General features: G+C 72.0%; 18 protein-coding genes. 11 read left to right on the forward strand and 7 right to left on the reverse strand.

The genetic code is table 11. From position 1 onward, the window contains the following. Window positions 1-76: 76 nt before the first annotated feature. Complete coding sequence (locus ACFYYB_RS34470) at window positions 77-559, reverse strand: hypothetical protein (protein ID WP_389440781.1); 483 nt, start codon at window positions 557-559, stop codon at window positions 77-79. A 68-nt stretch (window positions 560-627) separates the two neighbouring features. After that, the gene (locus tag ACFYYB_RS34475) at window positions 628-798 is read right to left on the reverse strand and encodes a hypothetical protein (protein WP_389440784.1); all 171 of its coding nucleotides are present in this window, start codon (window positions 796-798) and stop codon (window positions 628-630) included. A gap of 180 nt (window positions 799-978) precedes the next feature. Between ACFYYB_RS34475 and ACFYYB_RS34480 the strand changes: the two genes are divergently transcribed. Next, window positions 979-1,986, forward strand: a complete 1,008-nt coding sequence (locus ACFYYB_RS34480; RefSeq protein WP_389440786.1) for a hypothetical protein — start codon at window positions 979-981, stop codon at window positions 1,984-1,986. Then, window positions 1,983-2,648 carry a hypothetical protein gene (locus ACFYYB_RS34485; RefSeq protein ID WP_389440788.1) on the forward strand — a complete coding sequence of 222 codons (666 nt, stop codon included), beginning with the start codon at window positions 1,983-1,985 and terminating at the stop codon, window positions 2,646-2,648. Before ACFYYB_RS34480 ends, ACFYYB_RS34485 begins: the two co-directional genes overlap by 4 nt. A gap of 210 nt (window positions 2,649-2,858) precedes the next feature. Here the strand turns inward: ACFYYB_RS34485 and ACFYYB_RS34490 are convergent, their stop codons facing one another. Then, on the reverse strand, window positions 2,859-3,218 hold the full coding sequence (locus ACFYYB_RS34490; protein WP_389440791.1) for a MerR family transcriptional regulator: 360 nt from the start codon (window positions 3,216-3,218) through the stop codon (window positions 2,859-2,861). 59 nt (window positions 3,219-3,277) lie between these two features. On the opposite strand from ACFYYB_RS34490, the gene ACFYYB_RS34495 reads away from it, so the two are divergent. Then, window positions 3,278-3,607, forward strand: a complete 330-nt coding sequence (locus ACFYYB_RS34495; RefSeq protein ID WP_389440793.1) for a putative quinol monooxygenase — start codon at window positions 3,278-3,280, stop codon at window positions 3,605-3,607. Window positions 3,608-3,898: 291 nt separating this feature from the next. Here the strand turns inward: ACFYYB_RS34495 and ACFYYB_RS34500 are convergent, their stop codons facing one another. Further along, entirely contained in the window at window positions 3,899-4,801 is a 903-nt protein-coding gene (locus ACFYYB_RS34500) for a LysR family transcriptional regulator (RefSeq protein ID WP_389440796.1), read from the reverse strand. A 188-nt stretch (window positions 4,802-4,989) separates the two neighbouring features. On the opposite strand from ACFYYB_RS34500, the gene ACFYYB_RS34505 reads away from it, so the two are divergent. From ACFYYB_RS34505 to ACFYYB_RS34520, 4 genes are all read left to right on the forward strand, one after another. After that, entirely contained in the window at window positions 4,990-5,295 is a 306-nt protein-coding gene (locus tag ACFYYB_RS34505; protein WP_389440799.1) for a DUF1330 domain-containing protein, read from the forward strand. A 182-nt stretch (window positions 5,296-5,477) separates the two neighbouring features. After that, on the forward strand, window positions 5,478-5,852 hold the full coding sequence (locus ACFYYB_RS34510; RefSeq protein WP_389440802.1) for a hypothetical protein: 375 nt from the start codon (window positions 5,478-5,480) through the stop codon (window positions 5,850-5,852). 529 nt (window positions 5,853-6,381) lie between these two features. Then, entirely contained in the window at window positions 6,382-6,972 is a 591-nt protein-coding gene (locus tag ACFYYB_RS34515) for a hydrolase (protein ID WP_389440804.1), read from the forward strand. A gap of 634 nt (window positions 6,973-7,606) precedes the next feature. After that, on the forward strand, window positions 7,607-8,905 hold the full coding sequence (locus tag ACFYYB_RS34520; RefSeq protein WP_389440806.1) for a YhgE/Pip domain-containing protein: 1,299 nt from the start codon (window positions 7,607-7,609) through the stop codon (window positions 8,903-8,905). A gap of 229 nt (window positions 8,906-9,134) precedes the next feature. Here the strand turns inward: ACFYYB_RS34520 and ACFYYB_RS34525 are convergent, their stop codons facing one another. After that, window positions 9,135-9,356, reverse strand: a complete 222-nt coding sequence (locus tag ACFYYB_RS34525; RefSeq protein WP_389440809.1) for a hypothetical protein — start codon at window positions 9,354-9,356, stop codon at window positions 9,135-9,137. 390 nt (window positions 9,357-9,746) lie between these two features. On the opposite strand from ACFYYB_RS34525, the gene ACFYYB_RS34530 reads away from it, so the two are divergent. Beyond that, complete coding sequence (locus tag ACFYYB_RS34530; protein ID WP_389440811.1) at window positions 9,747-11,969, forward strand: helix-turn-helix domain-containing protein; 2,223 nt, start codon at window positions 9,747-9,749, stop codon at window positions 11,967-11,969. Between the two features lie 73 nt (window positions 11,970-12,042). Here the strand turns inward: ACFYYB_RS34530 and ACFYYB_RS34535 are convergent, their stop codons facing one another. Further along, on the reverse strand, window positions 12,043-12,501 hold the full coding sequence (locus tag ACFYYB_RS34535) for a GNAT family N-acetyltransferase (RefSeq protein ID WP_389440813.1): 459 nt from the start codon (window positions 12,499-12,501) through the stop codon (window positions 12,043-12,045). Window positions 12,502-12,775: 274 nt separating this feature from the next. Next, window positions 12,776-13,222 carry a hypothetical protein gene (locus ACFYYB_RS34540; protein WP_389440816.1) on the reverse strand — a complete coding sequence of 149 codons (447 nt, stop codon included), beginning with the start codon at window positions 13,220-13,222 and terminating at the stop codon, window positions 12,776-12,778. A 426-nt stretch (window positions 13,223-13,648) separates the two neighbouring features. On the opposite strand from ACFYYB_RS34540, the gene ACFYYB_RS34545 reads away from it, so the two are divergent. From ACFYYB_RS34545 to ACFYYB_RS34555, 3 genes are read left to right on the forward strand one after another with little or no spacing between them, the layout of a single operon-like run. Beyond that, window positions 13,649-14,503 carry a DUF4132 domain-containing protein gene (locus ACFYYB_RS34545; RefSeq protein ID WP_327308954.1) on the forward strand — a complete coding sequence of 285 codons (855 nt, stop codon included), beginning with the start codon at window positions 13,649-13,651 and terminating at the stop codon, window positions 14,501-14,503. After that, window positions 14,500-19,509, forward strand: a complete 5,010-nt coding sequence (locus ACFYYB_RS34550) for a hypothetical protein (RefSeq protein ID WP_389440819.1) — start codon at window positions 14,500-14,502, stop codon at window positions 19,507-19,509. The genes ACFYYB_RS34545 and ACFYYB_RS34550 overlap by 4 nt, the downstream gene beginning before the upstream one ends. Continuing rightward, window positions 19,506-20,702 carry an AAA family ATPase gene (locus ACFYYB_RS34555; RefSeq protein WP_389440821.1) on the forward strand — a complete coding sequence of 399 codons (1,197 nt, stop codon included), beginning with the start codon at window positions 19,506-19,508 and terminating at the stop codon, window positions 20,700-20,702. Before ACFYYB_RS34550 ends, ACFYYB_RS34555 begins: the two co-directional genes overlap by 4 nt.

The raw sequence follows: 20,702 nt of genomic DNA on the forward strand, positions 1-20,702 counted from the left end.
AGTCAGTGCTCTGGTTAGTTCTGCCCGCTCTTCCGTGACGACCACGGCCGAAGGGGGACGGAGGCTGTCGAGACCCCTACGGCCACCCCAAAACCGATGTCACCCAGGTTTCGGAGGGCGGTGCGTCTTGTGGCGCGCCGTTCACCAGCCACGAACCGTTCCATTCGACGTGCCACACGTGGCCAGAGAAGTTCTCGAACTCGACGAAGCTCCCCGGTGCGCCTTCGAGGAGCCTGAACTCCCGCAGCAGCACGTCGTGTGTGGTGAACCCACGGGACGGGCCCACGCTGCCGCCGCCGGTCCGGGTGTTCTCGTAGCGCATCCGCACGTACGGAGCCGGGGGCCGGGAGATGGTCGTCGGCCGCAGCATGCGCTTGTACCGCAGAACGGCCTCATCCTGGCTTTCGTCCCCGCGGAACTCGCACTGGTACGCCGGGAAGACCGCTGAAACGACCTCGTTCAGGGCCTCGTTCCGCCCATGGTGGGAGCCGTGCACGGACGGTGCGGCCGCTGCCACCGCGTCGAACCGGTACGTCCCGTAGGAGAAGCCGGCGGCCATCGTGAGAGGTCGGGAACCTGATCCGCGCCCGAGCCGGTTCTGCCTCGCGAACTCAAGAACAGCCCTGGTCAGCTTTCGTCGTGGACGTCCAGCGAGTTCATTTGGTAGGCCCACTGCCCGTCGATGTCCATGGCGAGGGAGAACACGAAGCGCGACATGGGTGACCATCGCCAGGCCATGGGCAGTCCAGGCACCTCCTCGGCGTTCCCGAATTCCGTGACAGCCTGTTCGATGTTCATGTCCGTCATCTTCTCCTCCCCGCGCCGGCGCGGACGGCTGTGCACGCCACGTGGCCAGGCGGGCCAACAGCGCGCCAATTCACAGGAGGTCCTGAGACCGTCTGCCCTGAACCGCCTGCCCTGCTCGGTGCACACGGCCCCGGATCCTGAGCGTCCTGACCTGGGCGTTAGCCTCAGCGGATGATTCCTGAGCCGCCACCGAAGGTCATCACCCGTCTCCGCGACGGGCGGATCCACGCCTACGTCGTGGGCGCTGGCGTCTACGGGACGCTGGAGCCCGCAGCGGTCTTCCCGCCGCGGGCCGGCGACGAGGTCGTGGCGTCGGTGGTCCGGCAGGATCTGGAGCGGGTCGTGTACACGACGCTGAACCGCGTCGTCTGCGTCACCCGTGCCGGCGACCTCGTCTGGGCCTCGGACTTCGAGCCGCACTCCGACGTACGCCATGGCCACCGGCCCGGCTGCGTGCTGTCTCTGGACGGCCGCACGGTGTGGGTCTACCGCCCGGACGCGATGGCCGGACGCGGGGGCGGGGACCAGTGGGTCGTGCACGATGCCGATGGCGGTGCGGTTCTCGCCCGCCAAGAGCTGGAGACGGCCGGGCACGGCGCCGGCCACCACGTGCATCCGGTGGACGGCAGCGTCTACCTCGACATCGGTGAGGGCCAGGACGGATCCGTCATTCTCCGGGGCACGGTGGGGGAGGACCGCGAGCCGGAGTTCGTGACGTACCCGTGGCCGGACCGCTGCCTGATCGACCTGGCCCCGTCCGGGCAGCAGTTCATGACCGTAGACCACGGGCAGGCGGACGTCGCCTTCCACGACCACCCCAGCGGGGACGTGGTCTTCACGCTCCCCGTCGAGGCCTTCGGGTATGACCCGGAGGAATCCTTCGTGGAATGGAGCGGCGGCTACCTGACCGAGGACACGGCCATCGTCACCCTGGGAGGTGAGAGCGAGGACGAGGAAGAGTGGTTCCGCTACCACTTGGTCGACGTACGCACGGGCACGGTCAGCGGCGAATTCACCGTGCAGGCGAGCAACCCGTACGAGCTGGTGCCCCTGGGCGACGGTTCCTGGCTCACCGACGGCCCCGGCGGCGACCCCGTCCGTTGGTCCAGCGCTCCTCAGCAGTCCGCACCGCCGCACCCGGCCGCACCAACCTCCCCCGGCGAAAGGCAGCAACCGTGACGGCAGACACCCGGGTGCCGCAGACCCCTCAGGCGCCCGAAGGCTTGAGCCGACGAGCTCGCTACTTCGTTGAGGTGCACGGTCTGCGTGTTCCCCACCGGGACCTGACGCCCTTGCGGGAAACATGGCTTGAACACGGGATTCCCGCTGCGGAGATCGACCGGGCCGTGGCCTTTCAGGGCCGCTGGGGCGGCATCGCCCTACCCCCTGCCCCCGAATACGAGGGCGGCCCGCGTGTTCTGGAGGCCGATGTGCCCGAGGGTTCGGACGCGCACGGATGGCGGTTCCCGGCCGGCGGCTGTCGCGTCTCCATGGGCCACGGGTTCATGATCGGGCCGGGAGGCGAGTTCGGCATCGACGCTGACCGTTGGACACCGCTGCACGCCAGCACGGAGGGGTGGGTGGAAGCCCTGGCACTGGCCGACCACGCGGGCTACTGGGCCAAGACCATCACGAAGATCAAAGGCGGCGCCGTCGACGAACTGGACCTCCACGGGTTCGAGCAGGTACCCGAAGTCCAGGGCCTCGCCGACACCTGGTGGCGCGGCAAGGACTCGCTCATCGCCGTCTACCGAGGCGAAGCCGCAGGCTTCGACGCCCCCCAGTGCCTCAGGGCCCGCATCTACGGCGGGCTCGACGCATGGGCCCTGGGCGGCACCTGACTCCGAAGGCCACCCCCTTCGCTCCCGCCTGCGGAGCGCTCTGCTTGGCCGCATGGGCCAACTACGACGCCAAGTGCCTGTTCCGTATCCCCGTTGCCGCAGGTGCAGACCCGATTCAAGGAAGATCAACCGAGAGACGCCTTCGGGGAGCGGTCACAGTGACTGCTCCCCGAAGGGAAGCTCCGGTGTGGATGAGGGGGTCGGCCCGTCCTACACGAGTGTCGGTGCGTGGGCCTGGGTGGCCGAGATGACCCCGGCCAGGGAGCTACGGGTCTCCGATAGCGCGGCGATGCGGTCGTCCAGACCCTGTAGGTGTTCTTGGAGGGTCTCCAGCTTGCATGCGGCGACCGTGCCGTCTTGGCGAATGCACGGCTGCAGGTCGCGGATGACCCGGGTCGGCAGGCCGGCATCCAGCAGCGCGCGAATACGCCGGACCACGGCGGGGGCGCTTTCGTCGTAGCGGCGGTGGCCGCTGTCGAGGCGGTCGGACCCCAACAGGCCCTGCTCCTCGTAGTAGCGCAGCAGTCGGACGGAGGTGCCCGTGGCGGCGGCGAGTTCGCCGATCTTCATGTGGTGCTCCTCACAACCCCTTGAACCTCACATGGATGTGAGATCTTAGCGTGAGGGCCATGACGAACACAGATCGCCCCATAGCCCTCTACGGTTTCCTCCGCCCCAGGCCGGAGCATGCGGACGAGGTCCGGAACATCCTTTCGTCCTTCGTGGAACCCACCCGGCAAGAGCCAGGCAACCTGCAGTACCACCTCCACGAGCAGGAGGACGGCCGCTTCTTCCTGTACGAGGTGTGGCACTCCCAGGAAGAACTGGACCGCCACAACGGGACGCCCCCACTGCGCGCCTTCCTGGAAAACCTGTCGACCTTCCTGGAGGCAGCGCCAGAGGGCTACTTCGACACGATGCTGAGCCCGTATCCCGAGGCTGAACCGGCCCGCGCCTGAGGGGGACTCCCACGACGGTCGCCTTGTCTCAGGAGCGTGACCGCTTGCGGCCTCGGGGAGCAGCGGAACAGTGGTTGGCGTCAAGCATTGACCGACGTCATGGACGCCGTTGACGGCGGGAGTTCCCGTCGGTTACTCGTACCCGTACCCGTACCCGTACCTGTCCGGTTCGACGTCGCCGAAGGCGCGGAATCCGCCGAGATCGCGTACTGGGCGAGGATCTCCCCGCCGTGCACGACTCGGACATCGGGCTCGCTACCGCAGCCGTCCTCTCCCTTGACCTCTCGCGCGTCAGTCCGGCAGCCAGTCGAGCTCGTGCGCCAGGGTTTTGGCGACGGCACGGACGCGGCGGTGTAGCGGCGACTGCTCGCGTGGGAGGACCAGGTGGATCGTCAGGCTGGGCGCGCCCCGCAGCGGCCGCCAGGTGAGGCCGGCCGGTTGTACCGTGATCGCGGTTTCTCCGGCCGGGGCGAGGGTGAACCCGTCGCGCAGGTCGCGCTGAGACAGGTCGAAAGAGACTGCGGGCGTGTGGAACCGGGGGTGTGGCCGGATGTCGCGGAACACTGCGGACAGCTGATCGTGGATCACGGGGTTGGCCGCACGGTCCGGGAGTCGCAGCGGATACGCGGCCGCGTCGGCGATCTCGATCTCCGGGTGTTCGGCCAGCGGATGGTGCTGCGCCAGCTGGACCCCGACGCGCATGCGCCGCAGCAGGTACCGGCGCACGCCACGGCCCGGCTGTTCGCCGCGGGTGATCCCGGCATCGATGCGACCGTCGGCGACCGCGGGGGAGATCTCCGGTGTCGCCATCGGGACCGCACCGACTTCGAGTCCGCCGTTGCCGCGCATCAGCCTGTCGACCAGCGCCGGTGCCGTCTCGGCCCCGGCGCTGAGGCTGTATCCGATGCGCAGCGTGCCCAGTTCACCGGCCGCCGCGCTCCGGGCGGTGTCCCATGCCCGGTCCAGCGCCGCCAGCGCGGGAGGCGCGGACTCCGCCAAAGCCGCACCGGCCGTGGTCAATGCGACGCTACGCGTGCTGCGGACCAGCAGGGCCGTACCGAGTTCCGCTTCCAATCGGCGCATCCGGGCGCTGAGTGCGGGCTGTGCGATTCCGATCCGTGCGGCCGCGCGGGTGAAGTTCAACTCCTGCGCCAGCACCAGGAAGTACCGCAGGCTCACCGTGTCCGGCGCCACGCGACCTCCCTGCCGATTGATAACGATCCGTTCTGACTCTATCCCGAACCGGTCTTTCCCTCGATCGCACATCAAGCCCTAACCTGCGCATATGGCGATTCCACGGACCGCAGTACGCGCCGCCGGGATCGATCGATATGAGTGCCGATCCGAAGTCGGACGTGTCCGGCCCACCACAGGAGGTTTCCATGGCCAAGGGCTACTGGGTCAGTGTCTACCCCGCCCTTTCCGACCCTGAGGGGCTGACTGCCTACGACAAGCTGGCCGGTCCGGCTGTCCAGGCCGGGGGCGGGCGCCTCATGTCCCGGATCCCGTCCCATGGCGGTCGAGTCGTCGCCCACGAGGCCGGGATCCCGCAACGCGTCGTTCTGATCGAGTTCGACAGCTTTGAACAGGCCGTCGCGGCATACGAGAGCGAGGCCTATCAGAAGGCGCTGGTGGCCCTCCCCGACGGCGTCGAGCGCGACTTCCGCATCATCGAAGGCATGGACTGACCGGCGGCCCAGCCGCATCTTGAACGAGTTGTCCGCAGTCGCGTGCATGGCGGCGGACGGGCATGAGCCGGGCGAGGCTGCGTTCGACGTCGACGTCCTGGTGGCGGGGCAGGACGACCGGGCGAAGCTACGGGGCCTCCGGGGCCGGGTGACCTTTCCGTCCCGCGCCCGGTTGAGCCGGCATGAGAAAGACGATCTACGCACTGACGGCGGCGGCCCTCGTGTTCGCCGCCTCACCGGCGCACGCCGACGCGAAGGCCCAGGACGGCAAGGTGGGCCTGTCGGTCCGGGGCAAGGGGCTGCGAGTCGACGACGTGGGCGCCCACTTCGAGGGCCACGGCACCGGGGTACGGGCCCGCTTGATCACCTATGACCCGGACGGGTACCGCTCGACTCTCACCGGGTGGAAGGACGCCACCCCGGTGAGCGCCGCCCTGACGAAGGGATCCATCGTCGGCTGGAAGTGGAAAGGCGGGAAGAAGTTCGCCCACGGCACCCGGTTGTGCGTCGAGTTCAACATCGTGCAGGGGGAACCGTGTGCGGTGATCCACCGGTAGCGGGGTCCTGCTGTTGGAGACAGACCTGCCGACGATAGGCATTCGACCCCGCCCATCCTCCGTCGCGAAGACCCGCCTTCGCGCCGCGACGTACCCCAAGGGGCTGACCCTGGACGGCCTGCGCCAGAACCAGGCACTGGGAGAGATCGGCTTCGCTGCCTTCGCCCAGGTTGAACGGGGTCAGGACTGACGCAGGCTGAGCGGGTGTGCTTCCTCTCCTGCCCGGCCTCGGTCTGGGCCAGGCGGCAGGGCTCCGTTCCGGCCTCGATGAGGGAGCCCCGTTCCCCGCCGGGGCCTTCGGCTCGTCCAGCGCCATACGGACCGGCGTACCCCTGCCCAGCTGGACGCCCTCGTCGAAGCCCTCCCGGCCCTGCACCGCCTGGCCGAGGACTGACTCGGCCCGCACTACCGGCGCCGCACCATTCGGCCGCACCCCCGGGCCCCGTCCGAAGGCGCACGACCAACCCCATGCGCCGACGCGCGCCCCTGCGTGTGCCCAACCCATCAACGAACGAAGGAAGATCCCCCCATGTCTGAGATCACGCTCGACAAGAACACGGCCCTGGTCCTGATCGACCTCCAGAAGGGGATCATGGCCCTCCCCGTGGTCACCCCCGCCGAGCAGATCCTGGACAAGGGGATCCGGCTCGCCGACGCCTTCCGCACGGCCGGCCTGCCCGTCGTCCTCGTCAAGGTCGCCTGGTCCGCGGACGGCGGCGACCTGCCCACCAACCGCACCGACGAGCCCGGGCTCACCGCCGCGCCCCCGGCCGAGTTCTCCGCCTTCCCGCCCGAGCTGGCCTCCGGCGCCGACGACATCGTCATCACCAAGCGCCACTGGGGCGCCTTCACCGGCACCGAAATCGACCTCCAACTGCGCCGCCGCGGCATCAACCGCATCGTTCTGGCGGGCATCGCCACGAGCATCGGGGTGGAGTCCACGGCCCGGTCCGCCTGGGAGCACAGCTATGACCTCGTCTTCGCCCAGGACGCCACCACCGACATGGACGCCGCCGCGCACACCCACACCTTCACCAAGATCTTCCCCAGGCTCGGCCAGGTCGGCACCACCGACGACGTCCTGACCGCCCTCAAGAGCCTGAAGAATCTCGACAACTGAGCCCCGACCTGCCCAGCCCATCGCGTCCCCGTCTCGCCTGCCGCACCGCGGCCGCCGTGCAAGCGGGCCCGGCCCGGCTCGCGCTTCAAGCACCCCTCGCCGGGCCGGGGGACCGGTGCCTGTGCCGGTGCCTCCGTAGGGCCGGCTCTCGGACGCGGCCCGGTCCTGCCGATTGATCCCAGGGCGGTACGGGACTGAATGGGTGGCTCGCTGTACTCCTTGCTGTCAGGGGTCTCCGGGAGTCCTGACAGCTCGCGATTCGCTCCGCCGGGGGACCCGCCGGCCGGGAGGGCCCTACCGGATGCCGGCTGGAGCATGACGGCCACCACTGTGGTGTTCCTGCTCGCGGTGCCCCTCGCCTTCGTCTCGACGACGGCCGCCGTGTGGTGCTGGCCGGCACTCGTCCCGGCGCAGCTCACCGTCCGGACCGACGGCGGAGACACGCTCCCCGGACCTGATCCTCCCGAGCCCGATGCTTTCCCACGCGCCGGCGGACGGCGGACGGGGGACCGTAGGCCCTTCGGCGGTCCTTGTCATGGTGGCCCATCGGAGCGCCGAACCATGGGACGGGGCGGGGCGAATCGTATGGTTGCGCGGTCGGGGGGACGACCGAACTGCCGGCCCTGGGAGTGGCATGACCGAGCCCGATTCCGACCGCGTGCGGGTGTCCGCCGGGCGGGTGCTGCGCAACCCGCGGATCTGGAAGTTCCCCGCGATCCTGGTCTCCCTGGTGATCGTGGGACTCTCGCTCCTCTACATGGGAGGCATCGCCAACCCCAACGGGCACCTGCGTGACGTTCCCATCGGCCTGGTCAACGCCGACAGCGGCGTGGACGTGGCGGGCAAGCACCAGAACCTGGGCACCTCGATCACCGAGGGCATCGCGGACCCGCGCTCCGCCGTACCGCAGGCGTCGTGGCGGCTGTTGGACGCGGACACCGCGCGCGAGCAGATGGAGTCGGGCAAGCTCTACGGAACCCTCGTGGTCCCGGACGGCTTTACCGCCGCCGTCCTCGGCCTCCGTACCGCCTCCGGGAGCGATCCGGCTCGGCCGACCCTCGAGGTCCTGACCAATCCGGGCGTGGGCAGCCTGGCCTCCAGCTTCGCCTCGACCATCGCCCAGGGCGCCGCCCACCGTGCTTCCGCCCAGGTGGGCAAGGACCTTACGGCGGCTGCCGCGGCCGAGCCGAGAGGGTCAGCGACCGCGGCCGAGCAGCTGATGCTGTCGGACCCGCTGCACGTCGAGGTCAGGCCGGGCCACCCGCTCGGCGCGCACAGCGGGCTGGGCCTGACGGCCTTCTACTACTCGCTGCTGCTGGTCATGGCGGGTTTCATGGGCGGCAACATCATCAGCAACGGTGTGGACGTGGCCCTCGGCTACGCGGACGGCGAAATCGGCCCCTGGCACAGCCGCCGGCCGACCGTGCCCATCGACCGCCGGCACACCCTGCTGGTGAAGTCCGCGATGTCCGTGGCGCTGTCCGCCGTGACCTCCACCCTGATCATGCTCACCTGCATCACCGTGATCGGCATGGACGCCTCGCACCTGTGGCTGCTGTGGGTGTTCTCCTTCGCCACCAGTGCCACGGTCGGCCTCGGGGTCCAGGCGATCAACGCCACCTTCGGGAGCATCGGGCAACTCGTCAGCATGTTCGTCTTCATCGTCATGGCCCTGCCCTCCTCCGGTGCCACCGTCCCCCTGGAGGCCCTGCCGGCCTTCTACCGCTGGCTCGCGGTGTTCGAGCCGATGCGACAGCTCAGCGGCGGCGTCCGCTCGATCCTCTACTTCGACGCCCGAGCCGACGCCGGCCTCACCCGTGCCTGGCTCATGATCGGCCTCGGCATCGCGGTTGCCGTCCTCCTGGGCTGGGCCGCCACCACCTACTACGACCGCAAGGGCCTGCGCCGCCTGGGCCCCACCTCGACCCCCTGACAAGGGTCGGGCTCGGACAGCTCGGACAGCTCGGACAGCTCGGTCCCGGCGGACGGGCCTTCGGGTCCGTGGTGTTGGGGAAGGGCACCCTACGGTCCTGTCGGTGCCCGTGCCCAGTGGCCCTCAGCGGGCCACTGGGCACGGGCCGCCCGCGGCCGCCCGCCGGCCCGGGCGCGCCGAACGCGATCCGGCCCCCTGCCGACGGCAGGGGGCCGGATCCGAAGGCGGCTCAGGAGCGCGGCGTCCGCCGGCCGACGCCCCACTCGCCCATCGGGGTGACGAGGTCGGAGTCGGACAACTCGTAGCCGAGGGCCACGGTGGCGCTGGGGGCAGGGGCGGAAGCGGTCAGCCCGTGGTCCGCCGTGGACGCCTGGCCGACGGCCGGGGCCGCGATGAGGACACCGCCGGCGACAGCGGCGGCACCGGCGAGGAGAATGATCTTCTTCTTCATGCTGGGTCTTGCCCTTCGTTCTGTTCGACTTGTCCCGCTTGTGATTCCCGGGCCACCGAGGGGGCCGGGAGGGGCGCTCCGCGTGGGCGGTGGGGTTGTCCGCCGTACGGAGCAGCACCGCTGCGGGAGGCTCAGTCGATCACGGTGGACCGTCACGTTCCCAGGCACTTCCACCAGCAGAAGTACGGTCGGCAGTCCTTGCCGGGCCCCGGATCCACCGTCCGTGCGCAGCCACCGTCTCCATTTCCGCCGCTACGCCGCCTCCTCGGCCGAGCCCGTGGCGGGAGGCGGCCGGATTCGCGCGCAGAACCTGCAAAACCAGGTCGGGCATACTTTTGCGGGAGAGGTACGGCGTTGTGCTGGGCCGCACCGATCAGGGGACTTCCAGACATGGACACCGGTACAGCGGACACCGGCGAGTTCGGCGCCCTTCTGTACGGTCTACGGAAGCGGGCCGGGCTGAGCCAAGAGGAGCTGGCCCATGCCGCGGGGGTCAGTGTGCGGGCGCTCTCGTACATGGAGCGCGGGCACTCCCGAGGGCCCCAGCGCCGCACGGTGCAGGCGTTGGCCGCGGTCCTGGTTCAGGACGCGGCCGGTGCCCGGGAGCTGGAGCGCACAGCCGGTCTGGGCCGTCCCCGCCGGGCCCCCGTAGCGGACGTCCCGCCACCCGCCTTCGTACCGGACGCCGCCCCGCCGACCCGCGCACCCGATCTGCTGCCGCGCGCGCCGCGCGGCTTCCACGGGCGGACGGCGGAGCTCGTCGCGCTGTCCCGGGCCACCGAGGGCGAGGCGCCCGTCTGCCTGGTCGTCGGGCCCGCCGGGGTCGGGAAGACGGCCCTCGTGCTGCACTGGGCCCACCACGGCCGTGCCGCCTTTCCCGATGGGCTGCTCTACGCGGATCTGCGCGGGTTCGGCGACACGGGCGAGCCCGCCCTCGTCGAGGTGCTGCGCGAGTTCCTGCCGGCGCTCGGTGTGCCCCACGGCCGGATTCCGGAGTCGGCGAACGGCGCGGCCGCGCTGTTCCGGTCGCTCGCTGCCGACCGCCGGCTCCTCGTGGTGCTCGACAACGCCCGGGACTCCGAGCAGGTCAGGCCGCTCCTTCCCGGCGGTCGCCACTGCGTCACCGTCGTCACCAGCAGAAACCGGCTGCCGGGACTGATCGTCACCGACACCGCCCGGCCCGTGGCCGTGGACGTGCTCGGACCGGAGGACGGCACGATGCTCCTCGCCGAGGTGCTCGGGGCGGAACGCGTACGCGCGGAGCCGGAGGCAGCGCTCCGGCTGGCGGAGCTCTGCGACGGGTTGCCCCTCGCGCTGCGCGTGGCAGCCGCCCGGCTCGCGGGGCGACCCGCCTGGTCCCTGGGCGAGATGGCCGCCGAACTGTCCGACGAGACGCGCCGGCTGAGCCTGCTGGACGTGGAGGACACCGGCGTACGGGCGGCGCTGCGCGTGACGCTGCAACAGCTGCCGCAGGAGGTGTCCCGTCAGTTCGCCCATCTCGGCCGCCACCCCGGCACGTACGTCGACCGGTACGCGGCGGCGGCCCTGGCGGGTACGGACCCGGCAGTCGCCGAAGCCTCCCTGGAGCGGCTGGCCGTCGCACACCTGGTCACGGAGACGGTGCCCGGCCGGTGGACGATGCACGATCTGGTACGGCTCTACGCGCGCAGCCTGGAGGGCGGGCCCGAGGCACTGGGGCGCGTCCTCGACCACTACATCGCCACGGGCATCGCGGCGGTGGCGGCGGCCGAGCCCGGCAACGAGGACTGCTTCCCTCTGCCCTCGGACTACCTGCCGCCGGCCGTGGTCCGGGAGTTCGGCGACCGGTCGGCCGCCGTGGCGTGGTACGCGGCCGAGCGGGACGACCTCACACAGGCGGTGGCCGCGGCACACGCCGCCGGACTGCACGAGCGGACCTGGCGGATCGTCCTGACGATGTGGCCGCTGATCGTGTGGCGCGTCCGGGACGGCTGGGCCCCGCTCCTGGAGACCGCGCTCGAAGCCGCACGGGCTGGCGGAGACCAGTACGCCGAGTCACGGGTGCTGAACGTGCTCGGCTGGGTCCTGACCGAGGAAGGACGCATCCCGGAGGCGCTCACCCACCTGGAGGCCGCCTCAACGCTGGCCTCCCGGGCGGGCGACGCGGTGGCCGAGGCGAACGCCTTGGTCGTCCTGGCCGTCGCGCAAGCCGCACTCGGCAGCCTGGACGAGGCCGCGCGAGGATGCGAGCGCGCGGTGGAGCTGGCGCGCGAGGCCGGTGACCGGACCATTGAGAGACTGGCCATGCAGCACCTCGCCCGCCACTGGGCCGACGCCGGGAAATGGCGCCCGGCGCTCGACACCGCGACCGAGGCGCTGGCCTTCGACGAACGGTCGGACACGGCCGACGTGCCCCGCGTCCTGCTCCTCATGGTGCGGGGAGAGGCGCTGCTGGGGCTGGGGGACGAGGCCGGGGGCATCGGGCAACTCGACCTGGCGGCCCGGGAGGCGGAATCCTCCGGCTACGACGACGGCGCCGTACGCGCGCTCGGCGCGCTGCTGCGGGCATCGGCCGATGCGGAACTCCAGGCGCGGTACGACGCGGCGGTCGCTCGGCTCATGACGAGGGCCTGAAGCCGGAGGCCGGGCAGGACCAGCCGTGCGGCTTGGCGGGCGGGCGGGCGGCCGGGCGCGGTGTGGCTTCGGTTCAGGGGAGCCGGTGGACGAAGTGATGGTGCGCGCCGATTCCCGGCACGGTGTACTGGTCGCCGACTGGTGTGAAGCCGTGGTGCTGGTAGAAGCCGGCGGCGGCGAGGCGGCCGCTGCACCAGACGAGCCGGCCGCCGCGCGCGTGGCAGGCGTCGAGGCCGGCGAGCAGTACGGCCCCGCCGAAACCCTGCCCGCGTACGTGTGGTGCGCTGGCCATCTTGCGGAGCCGCCACGTCCCTTCGGTTACGTAGGGCGCCAGAGCTGGGTCGTCGGGCAGGGGTTCGGTGCTGAAGGTCGCGCAGGCGGCGAGTTCGCCGGTGTCGGTGCGGGCGGCGAGGTGGAAGGTGTCCGGCAGCAGGTCGGCCTCGGTGAGGGCACTCTCGCGGGGCTGCCCGGGCCGCAGGACCTGCTGTCGAAGGTCCAGGATGTCCTCGACCGAGGCGGAGGTGATGTACACGGTGCTTCCTCTCCCGTCAGGGCTCGCGGCGGCGCGACGTGAGCGTGCCCGGCATGCCGCCGTCTTCCCGTTCCCGCTCCCCGCCGCTGGGGTCCGGGGTCCGGCGTAGAAGCGATGTCCAGTGGCGTCCAGTGGCCTGCGCTGAGTCACACACCGATTTTCCCATCGCGCGCCCCGTCGGCGGGGTATCCGTTCGCCCGGTCATGTCCCGCCGGTCGGCCTCGTGCGCCGGGTCCATGGCCCTTGCGCCGCAGCCGCATGGGCCGCAGACCCATCAAGCCGAGGGTTTCACCCAGGGAGCCAGGCGTTCCCCGACTGCCAGGTTCTCGCGCCAGTAACGGAAGACGGTTCCCTGGACGATGTCGAGCCGCCCGGCCGCGACCAGGCCGGAGGCCGGACTCGGCCCGCCCGCATCGGCCTCGAAGGCAATCAGTACGGGAGGTGTCTCACCGATCTGCCGAGCTACCAGTCGGACCTCGTCAGGCGTCGGCGCACGAAACACCGGGTCCTGGAAGAAGGCCGGGCACGTGACGAAGACCGGGTCGCTGAACACCAGCTCCAGGCCGTGGGCATACGAGATGTCGGACCCGGCGCCCAGGCACAGCCGGCCGGGGTCCCAGCAGACGATGTCCCAGTCCCACCATGACCCTTGGGGAAGCTCGATCACGGCTCGTTGGTCGCCCTGCACCGCCAACGCCTCCATGACCAGCGCTACATCCATCGCGTCCCCACCCCCGACCTGAATCGAACAGTCGGCAGGCTACACCGGCCCCTCACGGCCCCTGGAGTTCGAGGAACGCGTGGATTTCGGCGGCGTCGCCCGGTGCCGCGCCGCCTGTTCGACCGGTGTCGGGGATGCTGCTCAGGGTGGCCACAAGCCCTCGCGGCTGTGACCGTGCACGGTGTGCCGGTCCGCAGGTCGCTTGCGACGGCCTCGGTCTCATCGGCGGGAGCCTCGTGGCCATCGACTTGGCATCTTGGAACCCCCCGGAGGTCTGGCCCGTGCCGGGGCGCTGTGAAGCGGCTGGAAGCATTGTCCGAGGCTGCCCCTAGAGTCACACCAACATGATCGCGGCGGCGCTGCGACCGGGGGTGTGACATGCCGTGCCATGCCCCGGACCAGGCCGTCTGACCGAGGAGACAGCACATGGGGTGGGTTCCGGCCGGCGACTACGAAGTCGCCCTAGACGACGGGAAAGTGGTCTGCCGCAATGCGGCGGGTCGCCGGCTGAAGACGGTCCCGGGGAAACTCGCGGACGACCCGGCCGTGGTCGGACTGCGCCAGCTGGTGGAGTGGCTGGATCGGCACGAACGCCAGTGCGTCGCCGACGTGGAGCGCTGGATGGTGCGCTCGCTGCCCGTCCCCGTCGCGGTCATCGCCCGGGTGTGGCAGGACACGGCCTGGCGTTCCGCGCTGTACGACCTCGTCGTCACGGGCGAGGACGGCGAAGTCGCCGGATTCCTGCGCGACGCCGACCCCGTCCGGGGCCTCGGCCTGGTCGACCTCGACGGCGACACGGTGCGCATCAGCCCCGAGCTGGTCCGCATCCCGCACCCGGTTCTGCTCGCGGACTTGGAAGAACTGCGTGAGTTCGCGGTCGAACTCACCGTGGACCAGCGGGTGCAGCAGCTCTTCCGCGAGGTCTGGCACCGCCCGGCGGACCTGGACCCGGAGACCGCCTCGGTCGACGACTACGCGGGCGGCGCCTTCAAGGAACTGCGGTTCCTGCACGGGCGCACCACCCAGCTCGGCTACCGGGCCCGCGGCGGCCAGGCGGTCTGCCCGGTCGTAGAGGACGGCGCGACGGTCGAGGCGCGCATCTGGATCGGCGACTACGACAGCTACGAGCGGACCGAGACGGGCTCGCTGACCTGGACCGACGCCGCCGGCCGGGCCCTGACCGCCGGACAGGTCGGCCCGGTCGCCTGGTCGGAAGGCATGCGCATGGCGGCGGCCCTGTACGCGGGACGCGACATCGAGGACGAGGAGCAGGCGGCATGAGCACCGGTATGAGCACCGACATCACCCGGGCCGCGGCCCTGCTGGACGCCGGGGCGATCCTGCGCGCCGGCACCGTCTCCCGCGAGGACGCCGACACCCTCACCGCCCGCACCTACATCCACCCGGCCCTGGACGACCGGCGCGTGGTGCGCCTGGTGGCGGGCACCCTGGGCGAGGCAGAGGACCTGGCACTGGACTTCCTCGGACTCGCCCGCGAGCCCGACGCCCCGGAAGTGGGGCAGGTGCGCCGCGAGACGCTGGGCTTCCCCGCCTGGGCCCTGGTCAACGATCCGGCCAACGGCCACCACGCGCTGGCCCTGGTCAAGGACATGGAGCGGCTGGCCCGCCAGGCCAAGTCCCGCGCCGGCGCCGCCAAGGACGGCTTTGAGGCACTCGCCACCCGGCTCGGCCGCGCCGTACCGCACTTCCTGCCGACCTTCTACGAGCAGGCGGCGCGCGTCTTCCTCCAGCACGACAACAGCACCTACGCCGCGACGCTCTTCGGCAAGGCGCGCGCCGCCGAGCGCGTCCACGGCCTGCCGGTCGACGAGGAGCGGCAGCGGGCGGTCTTCCTGGAGTTCGCCTTCGCCGGGGCCCTGACCGTCAAGGCGCTCAAGGACCACGCGCAGGACCTGTCGCGCCGCCTCGACCCGGCCGAGGCCTGGGCGCAGTTCCGGCAGCTCGCCGTCGAACGCTGCGCTGCGGGCATGGCGCCGTACGCGGCCCTGCCGCAGGATGCCCGCGCGCTCATCAAGGCCGCGGGCCTGGACCGGGAGACCACCGAGAGCGCCTTCGTCGGCGATCTGATCGCCTCACCGAGCATCGTCCGGGCCCCCGCGTCCTTCTGGACCGCTTACCGCCCGACCCTGGTGGCGCTCGCCGCCGTACGACCGGAGATCCGTACCCGCCTGCTGGAGATCATGCCGACCGGGCTCGGCGATGACCGGAAGGCCGACGAGGCCTGGCTCTCGCTGCTCGCGGAGACGGGCGCGGACACCCTGCTCACCGACGCGCACAGCACGGACGGAGTCGACCCCACCGACGGCGTCGACCCCGCGGACTGGCTCAGCCGCTGGGCCCTGCACCGCAAGCACGGCTCGTCCAGTTCGGAGCGCTGCGCGCGCACCCTCGACCTCGTCGAGCGCATGGCCCCCCGGCTGCGCGCCGACGGCCGCCCCGCCGACCTCTTCCAGGGACGCTGGCACGCGGGCGCCGACCTGGACCTGCTCGACGCCTGCGTCGCCTGGGACATCCCCGTCACCGAACCGGCGGCGGGCGCCAACGTCCACCTCCCGTTGGAGCGCTGGATGGGCGATGAGACCCCGGGCCGCCGCGACCTGACGGCCGTCGCCGGCCGCCCCCGCTTGCGCGCACTGCTGTACGACGCGCTGAACGGTATGAACGGCCATCGGTCGAAGGACTCCGTACTCACCGAGATCGCCGCCCACCCGGTGCTCGGCGCCGTGCTCCACGACTGGCTGCGCGATCGCGCCGCGGAACTCACCGGGGCCGCGGGACTGCCCGGTTCACGAGCGGCGCTCCGGCGCCTGTCGTCCTTCCGCGCGGTCGCCGGCCAGGTCAACCCGGAGGCCGTCGCCCGGATCGCCGCCCACGACCTGGCGCCGGTCCTCGGCGCCACCCTGCGCGCCGGTGTCCTGGACGAACTGGGCTGGCCCGCCCTGGAGGAGACCTACCGGCGGCTCGACACCGACCGGACCGACCAGCACCACTGGATGGTGGTCGCCGAGGCCTGGCCCGCCCTGGTCCTCGCCAACCGTCACACGGCCGTCGTGGTCGGCCCCGAAGGGGTGCTGCTCGAACACGAACTGCGCCTGCCCGCCGACCTGGACCGCTGGCGGCGCCCCCGCTTCCGGTACACCGACGGCGAACTGCTGGTCATCTGGGCGGAGGACGGCAAGCAGCGCGCGTACTGGTCGAACCGCCCCGGCGAACCCTTCACCCTCGGCGGCGAGCAGCTGCCGCAGTGGTGGAACGGGCAGGACGTCGGCTCCCCGTCGCTGCCACTGCCCGGCGGCGGCCGCGCCACCGGCGGCCGTACCCTGCACGCCGGCGACACCACCCTGCCGTCCACCCGCCCCGTGCTGGGCGACGGCACCGGACACTGGCGCCAGGGCAAGCAGGGCCGCGACCACTGCTGGGTCGAGTACGACCCGGCGGGCGGCACCCACGGCCGTGCTTCGCTGCCCGCCTTCCTGCAGTCGGGAATCCGCGACGGCGCCCGACTCGTGACCGAGGAGTGCGAGGTCCTGCCGCTGCTCCCGGGACTGGAGACCACGCCGTTCGGAACCGACGGCACCGTCCTGGGCCGCTGGGTGCGCACCGAGGGACAGGACACCGACCGCCGCGTCACCTCCGGCACTCCCGACGGGCGGACCGTCACCCTGGCCGTCGCACCGGGCCGCCGGGACCGTTCCGTACCGCTGGGCGCCCTGCGGCTGCCGGGCGGAGCCGCGCCCCTCGCCGCCGTCGTCGGCGGCAATGTCGAGCTCTATCCGGTGGGCGCCGCCACCACCGACGCGCTGGGATCGGTACCCGTGGGGGAGCAGGGCGGCGAGTACGCCGCCGGCACTCGGTACGTCCCGCCGCCCGCGTTCTGGCACGCCCTGCGCCCGCGCGACGAGCGGGGCTCGGCCGCCCTGCGCGCGGTCACCGACACGCAGATCGCGAACCTCCTCGACACCGTCGCCACGGCACTGGCCGGACGGAAGGCCGCGGTCGCCGCCGACAAGTCGTCCGACGGCCCCACCGCCGACGAGCTCATCGAGGCGGCCGTCGCCACGGCGTTCCCCGCGCTGACCGACGCCCGGCTGCTCACCGGCGTGAGCGTGCTCGTGCGGACGGCCGCCCACCACCGCGCCGCCATCGCCGCGTACGTGGCGCCCCCGCAGGACGAACCGCACGGCGCGAAGCGGCACGGTGAGGGGATGTACGCGGACCACCGGCCCGTGCACGGGGACGACACGACCCTGACGGCCGCCGTGGACGGGATCGCCACGCCGGGCAGACACGGCTACTGGGGGCGCGAAGCGAGGTGGAGCGGCCTCCAGCAGATCCTCTCCGTCAACCAGGTCCTGTCCGGCAAGCCCGCCGACGGCAAGCCGCTGCCCGACCCCACCGCGCTGCCGGCCCTCGGCGACGGCTGGACGAGCGAGACCCACACCGTCCCCGGCATCGAACTGGGCTGGCTGCCGTTCCTGGACGCCTTGGCCCCCCTCGCCTACCGCGCCGCCGCCCCCACCACCACCGGTGAACACCGGGAGGCGCTGCTGCTCCTGCTGGAAGCGGTCGCCACCGGCCCGCTCGCCAACCCCGCGGGCGCCCTGCGACAGGTCCTGCTGTGCGAGGAGGACAGCGAGGACCAGGTCGGCAAGAAGCAGCGGCTCGGCCAAGTGCTGCGCCGCGGCGACCGTACGGTGGTGATCCTCGGCCGGGGGCACACCCAGCGCAACGACCGTGTCCACTGGCTCGCCCTGGACCACGACCCGGAAGGGGCGTTCGGCCAGATCGCCGGCTTCACCCACCACGAGGACCAGCGGTACACCCCCGCCCTCCCGCAGGAGCGCTTGCTCCCGCTGATCCGCCTCGTCCGCGAGCGCGGCGCCGCGCCGTGGCGGCCCGAGGCGCCCGTCACATTCGACGCCGCCACCGGCATCGGGCCCGCACAGGCGGCCCTCCTCGTCGCGGCGGGAACCGGTGAACTCGACGCGGCAGGGCTGGCCCTGGTGGGCCTCAAGGCCCGGCAGGCCGAACGGGCCGACGCCAGGCTGAGCGCGCTCGGCCGCACCAACCGGCTGGCACTGCTGGACGCGCTGCTCCCCGCCGACCCCGCCGACCTGTGGGAGACCGGCCCCGACACCGCGGCGGCCGCCAAGACCTGGGCGGAGCGTCTGGGTTCGCAGGTCCGGCTGCCGGAGGAGCTGGCAGACGTCCTGGCCGGTGTCTCCATCGCGTCGGCCGAAGCCGTCCTCAACCCCGGTACCACCGCGTGGCTCAGCCGCACCACCCCGATGCGGCTCGACAAGGACGGCCACCTCGTGGCGGAGGACCCGGCCGCCGTCCCGGGCCGCGGCAACCTCACGAGCGCGGTGGCCGCGCTCAGCGGGCTCGCCTACGGACTGCCGTACGGCCATCCGCTGCGCGCCCACTTGCCGGCCGGACTCGCCGCGTTGCGCCGGCGCCTGGCCGACCCCGACCTCATCCTCGACCTCGACGTGGAGTGGACGGAGAAGGGCACCGCGACCGCGGCCCCGCTGCGCACCGCGTACGGCCTGCCCGCGACGGGAGGCGCGGGAGCCGATGGCCTCACCCGGCTCGGGGACGCCCTCGTGCTGCGCCCCTGGTACGGCGACACCGAGATGACGTTGGTTCGTACGGCCGGGATCACCGGCGCCGACGATCCCGTGCTCGGGTTGCTCGAAGGGCTGGTCGGCCCGGGCCGGGGCCACTCCCTGGCCGTCGTGCGGACCCTGCTCGGCGACGACCTCGAACAGGCCGTCCTGGCCGGGTCGGCTCCCGGCGGCTTCACCGGCTACGCCCAGGACCCCGCCCGCTCGGTCCCGGAGCTGGTCGCCGAGGTGGCCGCGACCCATGGACTGGGCGACGACGCGGCCGTGCTCTACCTGCAACTGCTCGCACTGCCCGACCCGACCGACCGCGACCGCGCCCGGTGGACCGGCTGGACTCCGGGCCGGTCGAAGAAGGCCAGGACCGAACTGGCCGCCACCGGCCTGGTCCTGGAGGCCAAGAGGTCCCGCGCGGGCCGGACCCTGTTCCTGCCCTGCGGCTGGCACGACTTCAAGGCCCCCGCCCTGCCGGTGGAGACCTGGAAGGAACCCCTCTACCCGCTCCGCGACCACACCCGGGCCGTGCCGCACCTGCCGGTGCCCGCCCTGTTCGCCCGCGCCTGGGGCCGTGTCAAGGACGGCGACGCCCCCGCCTTCGAAGAACTCACCACCCGTGCCACCCGGAAGGGCCGCCGCCGATGACCACCGACACCACTGACACCACCGACACCACCGTTTCCGCACCCCCGGCCGCCCGTCAGGTCAGCCCGCCCGAGGACAGCCACGCGACCGAACTGGCCTTCCTCGCCGCCTACGACAACGGCCCCCGCCCACCCGCCTGGCTGCTGAGCCCGCGCGCCGTCGTCACCTTCGTGATGGGCAGCGGAGGCGAGGCCCTGCGGCTGCCCGAGGGCGCCGCGGCGCCCGACGGCGTCCCGCGCAAGCTGGTCGTCCAGCAGAAGTTCGTCGGTGACCGCGCCCTGGTGGAACGCTGCGTCGTCACCCTCGCAGGAGAACGCGGGCTGCTGCTCGTCGGCGAGCCCGGCACCGCCAAATCGATGCTCTCCGAGCTGCTGTCGGCCGCCGTGTGCGGCACCAGCGGCCTGGTGGTGCAGGGCACCGCGGGCACCACCGAGGACCAGCTCAAGTACGGCTGGAACTACGCGCTGCTCCTGGCTCAGGGCCCCACCCGGCAGGCCCTGGTTCCCTCTCCGGTCCTCACCGCCATGACCCGAGGCGCGGTGGCGCGCGTCGAGGAGATCACCCGCTGCCTGCCCGAGGTCCAGGACGCCCTGGTCTCCCTCCTGTCCGAACGGCGCATCGCCGTCCCGGAACTGGCCGGCAGCGCCGACGCCCTCGCCCACGCCGCCCCCGGCTTCACCCTCATCGCGACCGCCAACCTCCGCGACAGGGGCGTCTCCGAGATGTCCGCTGCCCTCAAGCGCCGCTTCAACTTCGAGACCGTCGGCCCCATCGGTGACCTGGACGCCGAGACCGCCCTGGTACGCCGCCAGGCCCACGCCGCCGTCACCCGGGCCGGTGCCCCGTTCCAGGTGGACGACGCGATCCTCGAAGCCCTCGTCACGGCCTTCCGCGACCTGCGGGACGGGCGGTCGTCCGAAGGCTGGGATGTCGAGCGACCGTCCACGGTGATGAGCACCGCGGAGGCGGTGTCCGTGGCAGGGTCGCTGGCCCTGGCAGCCGCGTACTTCCCCGGCGACCGGGACGTGCTGTCCCTGCTCCCCGGGCACCTGCTGGGCGTGGTCCGCAAGGACGACCCGGCCGACGCCGCCCGGCTGCTGGGCTACTGGGACGGTGCGGTGCGCCGCCGCGCCGAGCAGGGGTCGGCGACCTGGCGCACCCTGTGGGACCTGCGCCCGGTCCTGGAGAGCTGA

Source organism: Streptomyces sp. NPDC002886 (assembly GCF_042888445.1).
Lineage (GTDB): Bacteria > Actinomycetota > Actinomycetes > Streptomycetales > Streptomycetaceae > Streptomyces.

Coding starts and splice junctions, on each gene's coding strand:
- ACFYYB_RS34495 (WP_389440793.1), top strand. CDS start 3,278: ATGACGAACACAGATCGCCCCATAGCCCTCTACGGTTTCCTCCGCCCC.
- ACFYYB_RS34530 (WP_389440811.1), top strand. CDS start 9,747: ATGGACACCGGTACAGCGGACACCGGCGAGTTCGGCGCCCTTCTGTAC.
- ACFYYB_RS34515 (WP_389440804.1), top strand. CDS start 6,382: ATGTCTGAGATCACGCTCGACAAGAACACGGCCCTGGTCCTGATCGAC.
- ACFYYB_RS34540 (WP_389440816.1), bottom strand. CDS start 13,222: ATGGATGTAGCGCTGGTCATGGAGGCGTTGGCGGTGCAGGGCGACCAA.
- ACFYYB_RS34510 (WP_389440802.1), top strand. CDS start 5,478: ATGAGAAAGACGATCTACGCACTGACGGCGGCGGCCCTCGTGTTCGCC.
- ACFYYB_RS34525 (WP_389440809.1), bottom strand. CDS start 9,356: ATGAAGAAGAAGATCATTCTCCTCGCCGGTGCCGCCGCTGTCGCCGGC.
- ACFYYB_RS34470 (WP_389440781.1), bottom strand. CDS start 559: ATGGCCGCCGGCTTCTCCTACGGGACGTACCGGTTCGACGCGGTGGCA.
- ACFYYB_RS34490 (WP_389440791.1), bottom strand. CDS start 3,218: ATGAAGATCGGCGAACTCGCCGCCGCCACGGGCACCTCCGTCCGACTG.
- ACFYYB_RS34555 (WP_389440821.1), top strand. CDS start 19,506: ATGACCACCGACACCACTGACACCACCGACACCACCGTTTCCGCACCC.
- ACFYYB_RS34505 (WP_389440799.1), top strand. CDS start 4,990: ATGGCCAAGGGCTACTGGGTCAGTGTCTACCCCGCCCTTTCCGACCCT.
- ACFYYB_RS34475 (WP_389440784.1), bottom strand. CDS start 798: ATGAACATCGAACAGGCTGTCACGGAATTCGGGAACGCCGAGGAGGTG.
- ACFYYB_RS34545 (WP_327308954.1), top strand. CDS start 13,649: ATGGGGTGGGTTCCGGCCGGCGACTACGAAGTCGCCCTAGACGACGGG.
- ACFYYB_RS34480 (WP_389440786.1), top strand. CDS start 979: ATGATTCCTGAGCCGCCACCGAAGGTCATCACCCGTCTCCGCGACGGG.
- ACFYYB_RS34550 (WP_389440819.1), top strand. CDS start 14,500: ATGAGCACCGGTATGAGCACCGACATCACCCGGGCCGCGGCCCTGCTG.
- ACFYYB_RS34520 (WP_389440806.1), top strand. CDS start 7,607: ATGACCGAGCCCGATTCCGACCGCGTGCGGGTGTCCGCCGGGCGGGTG.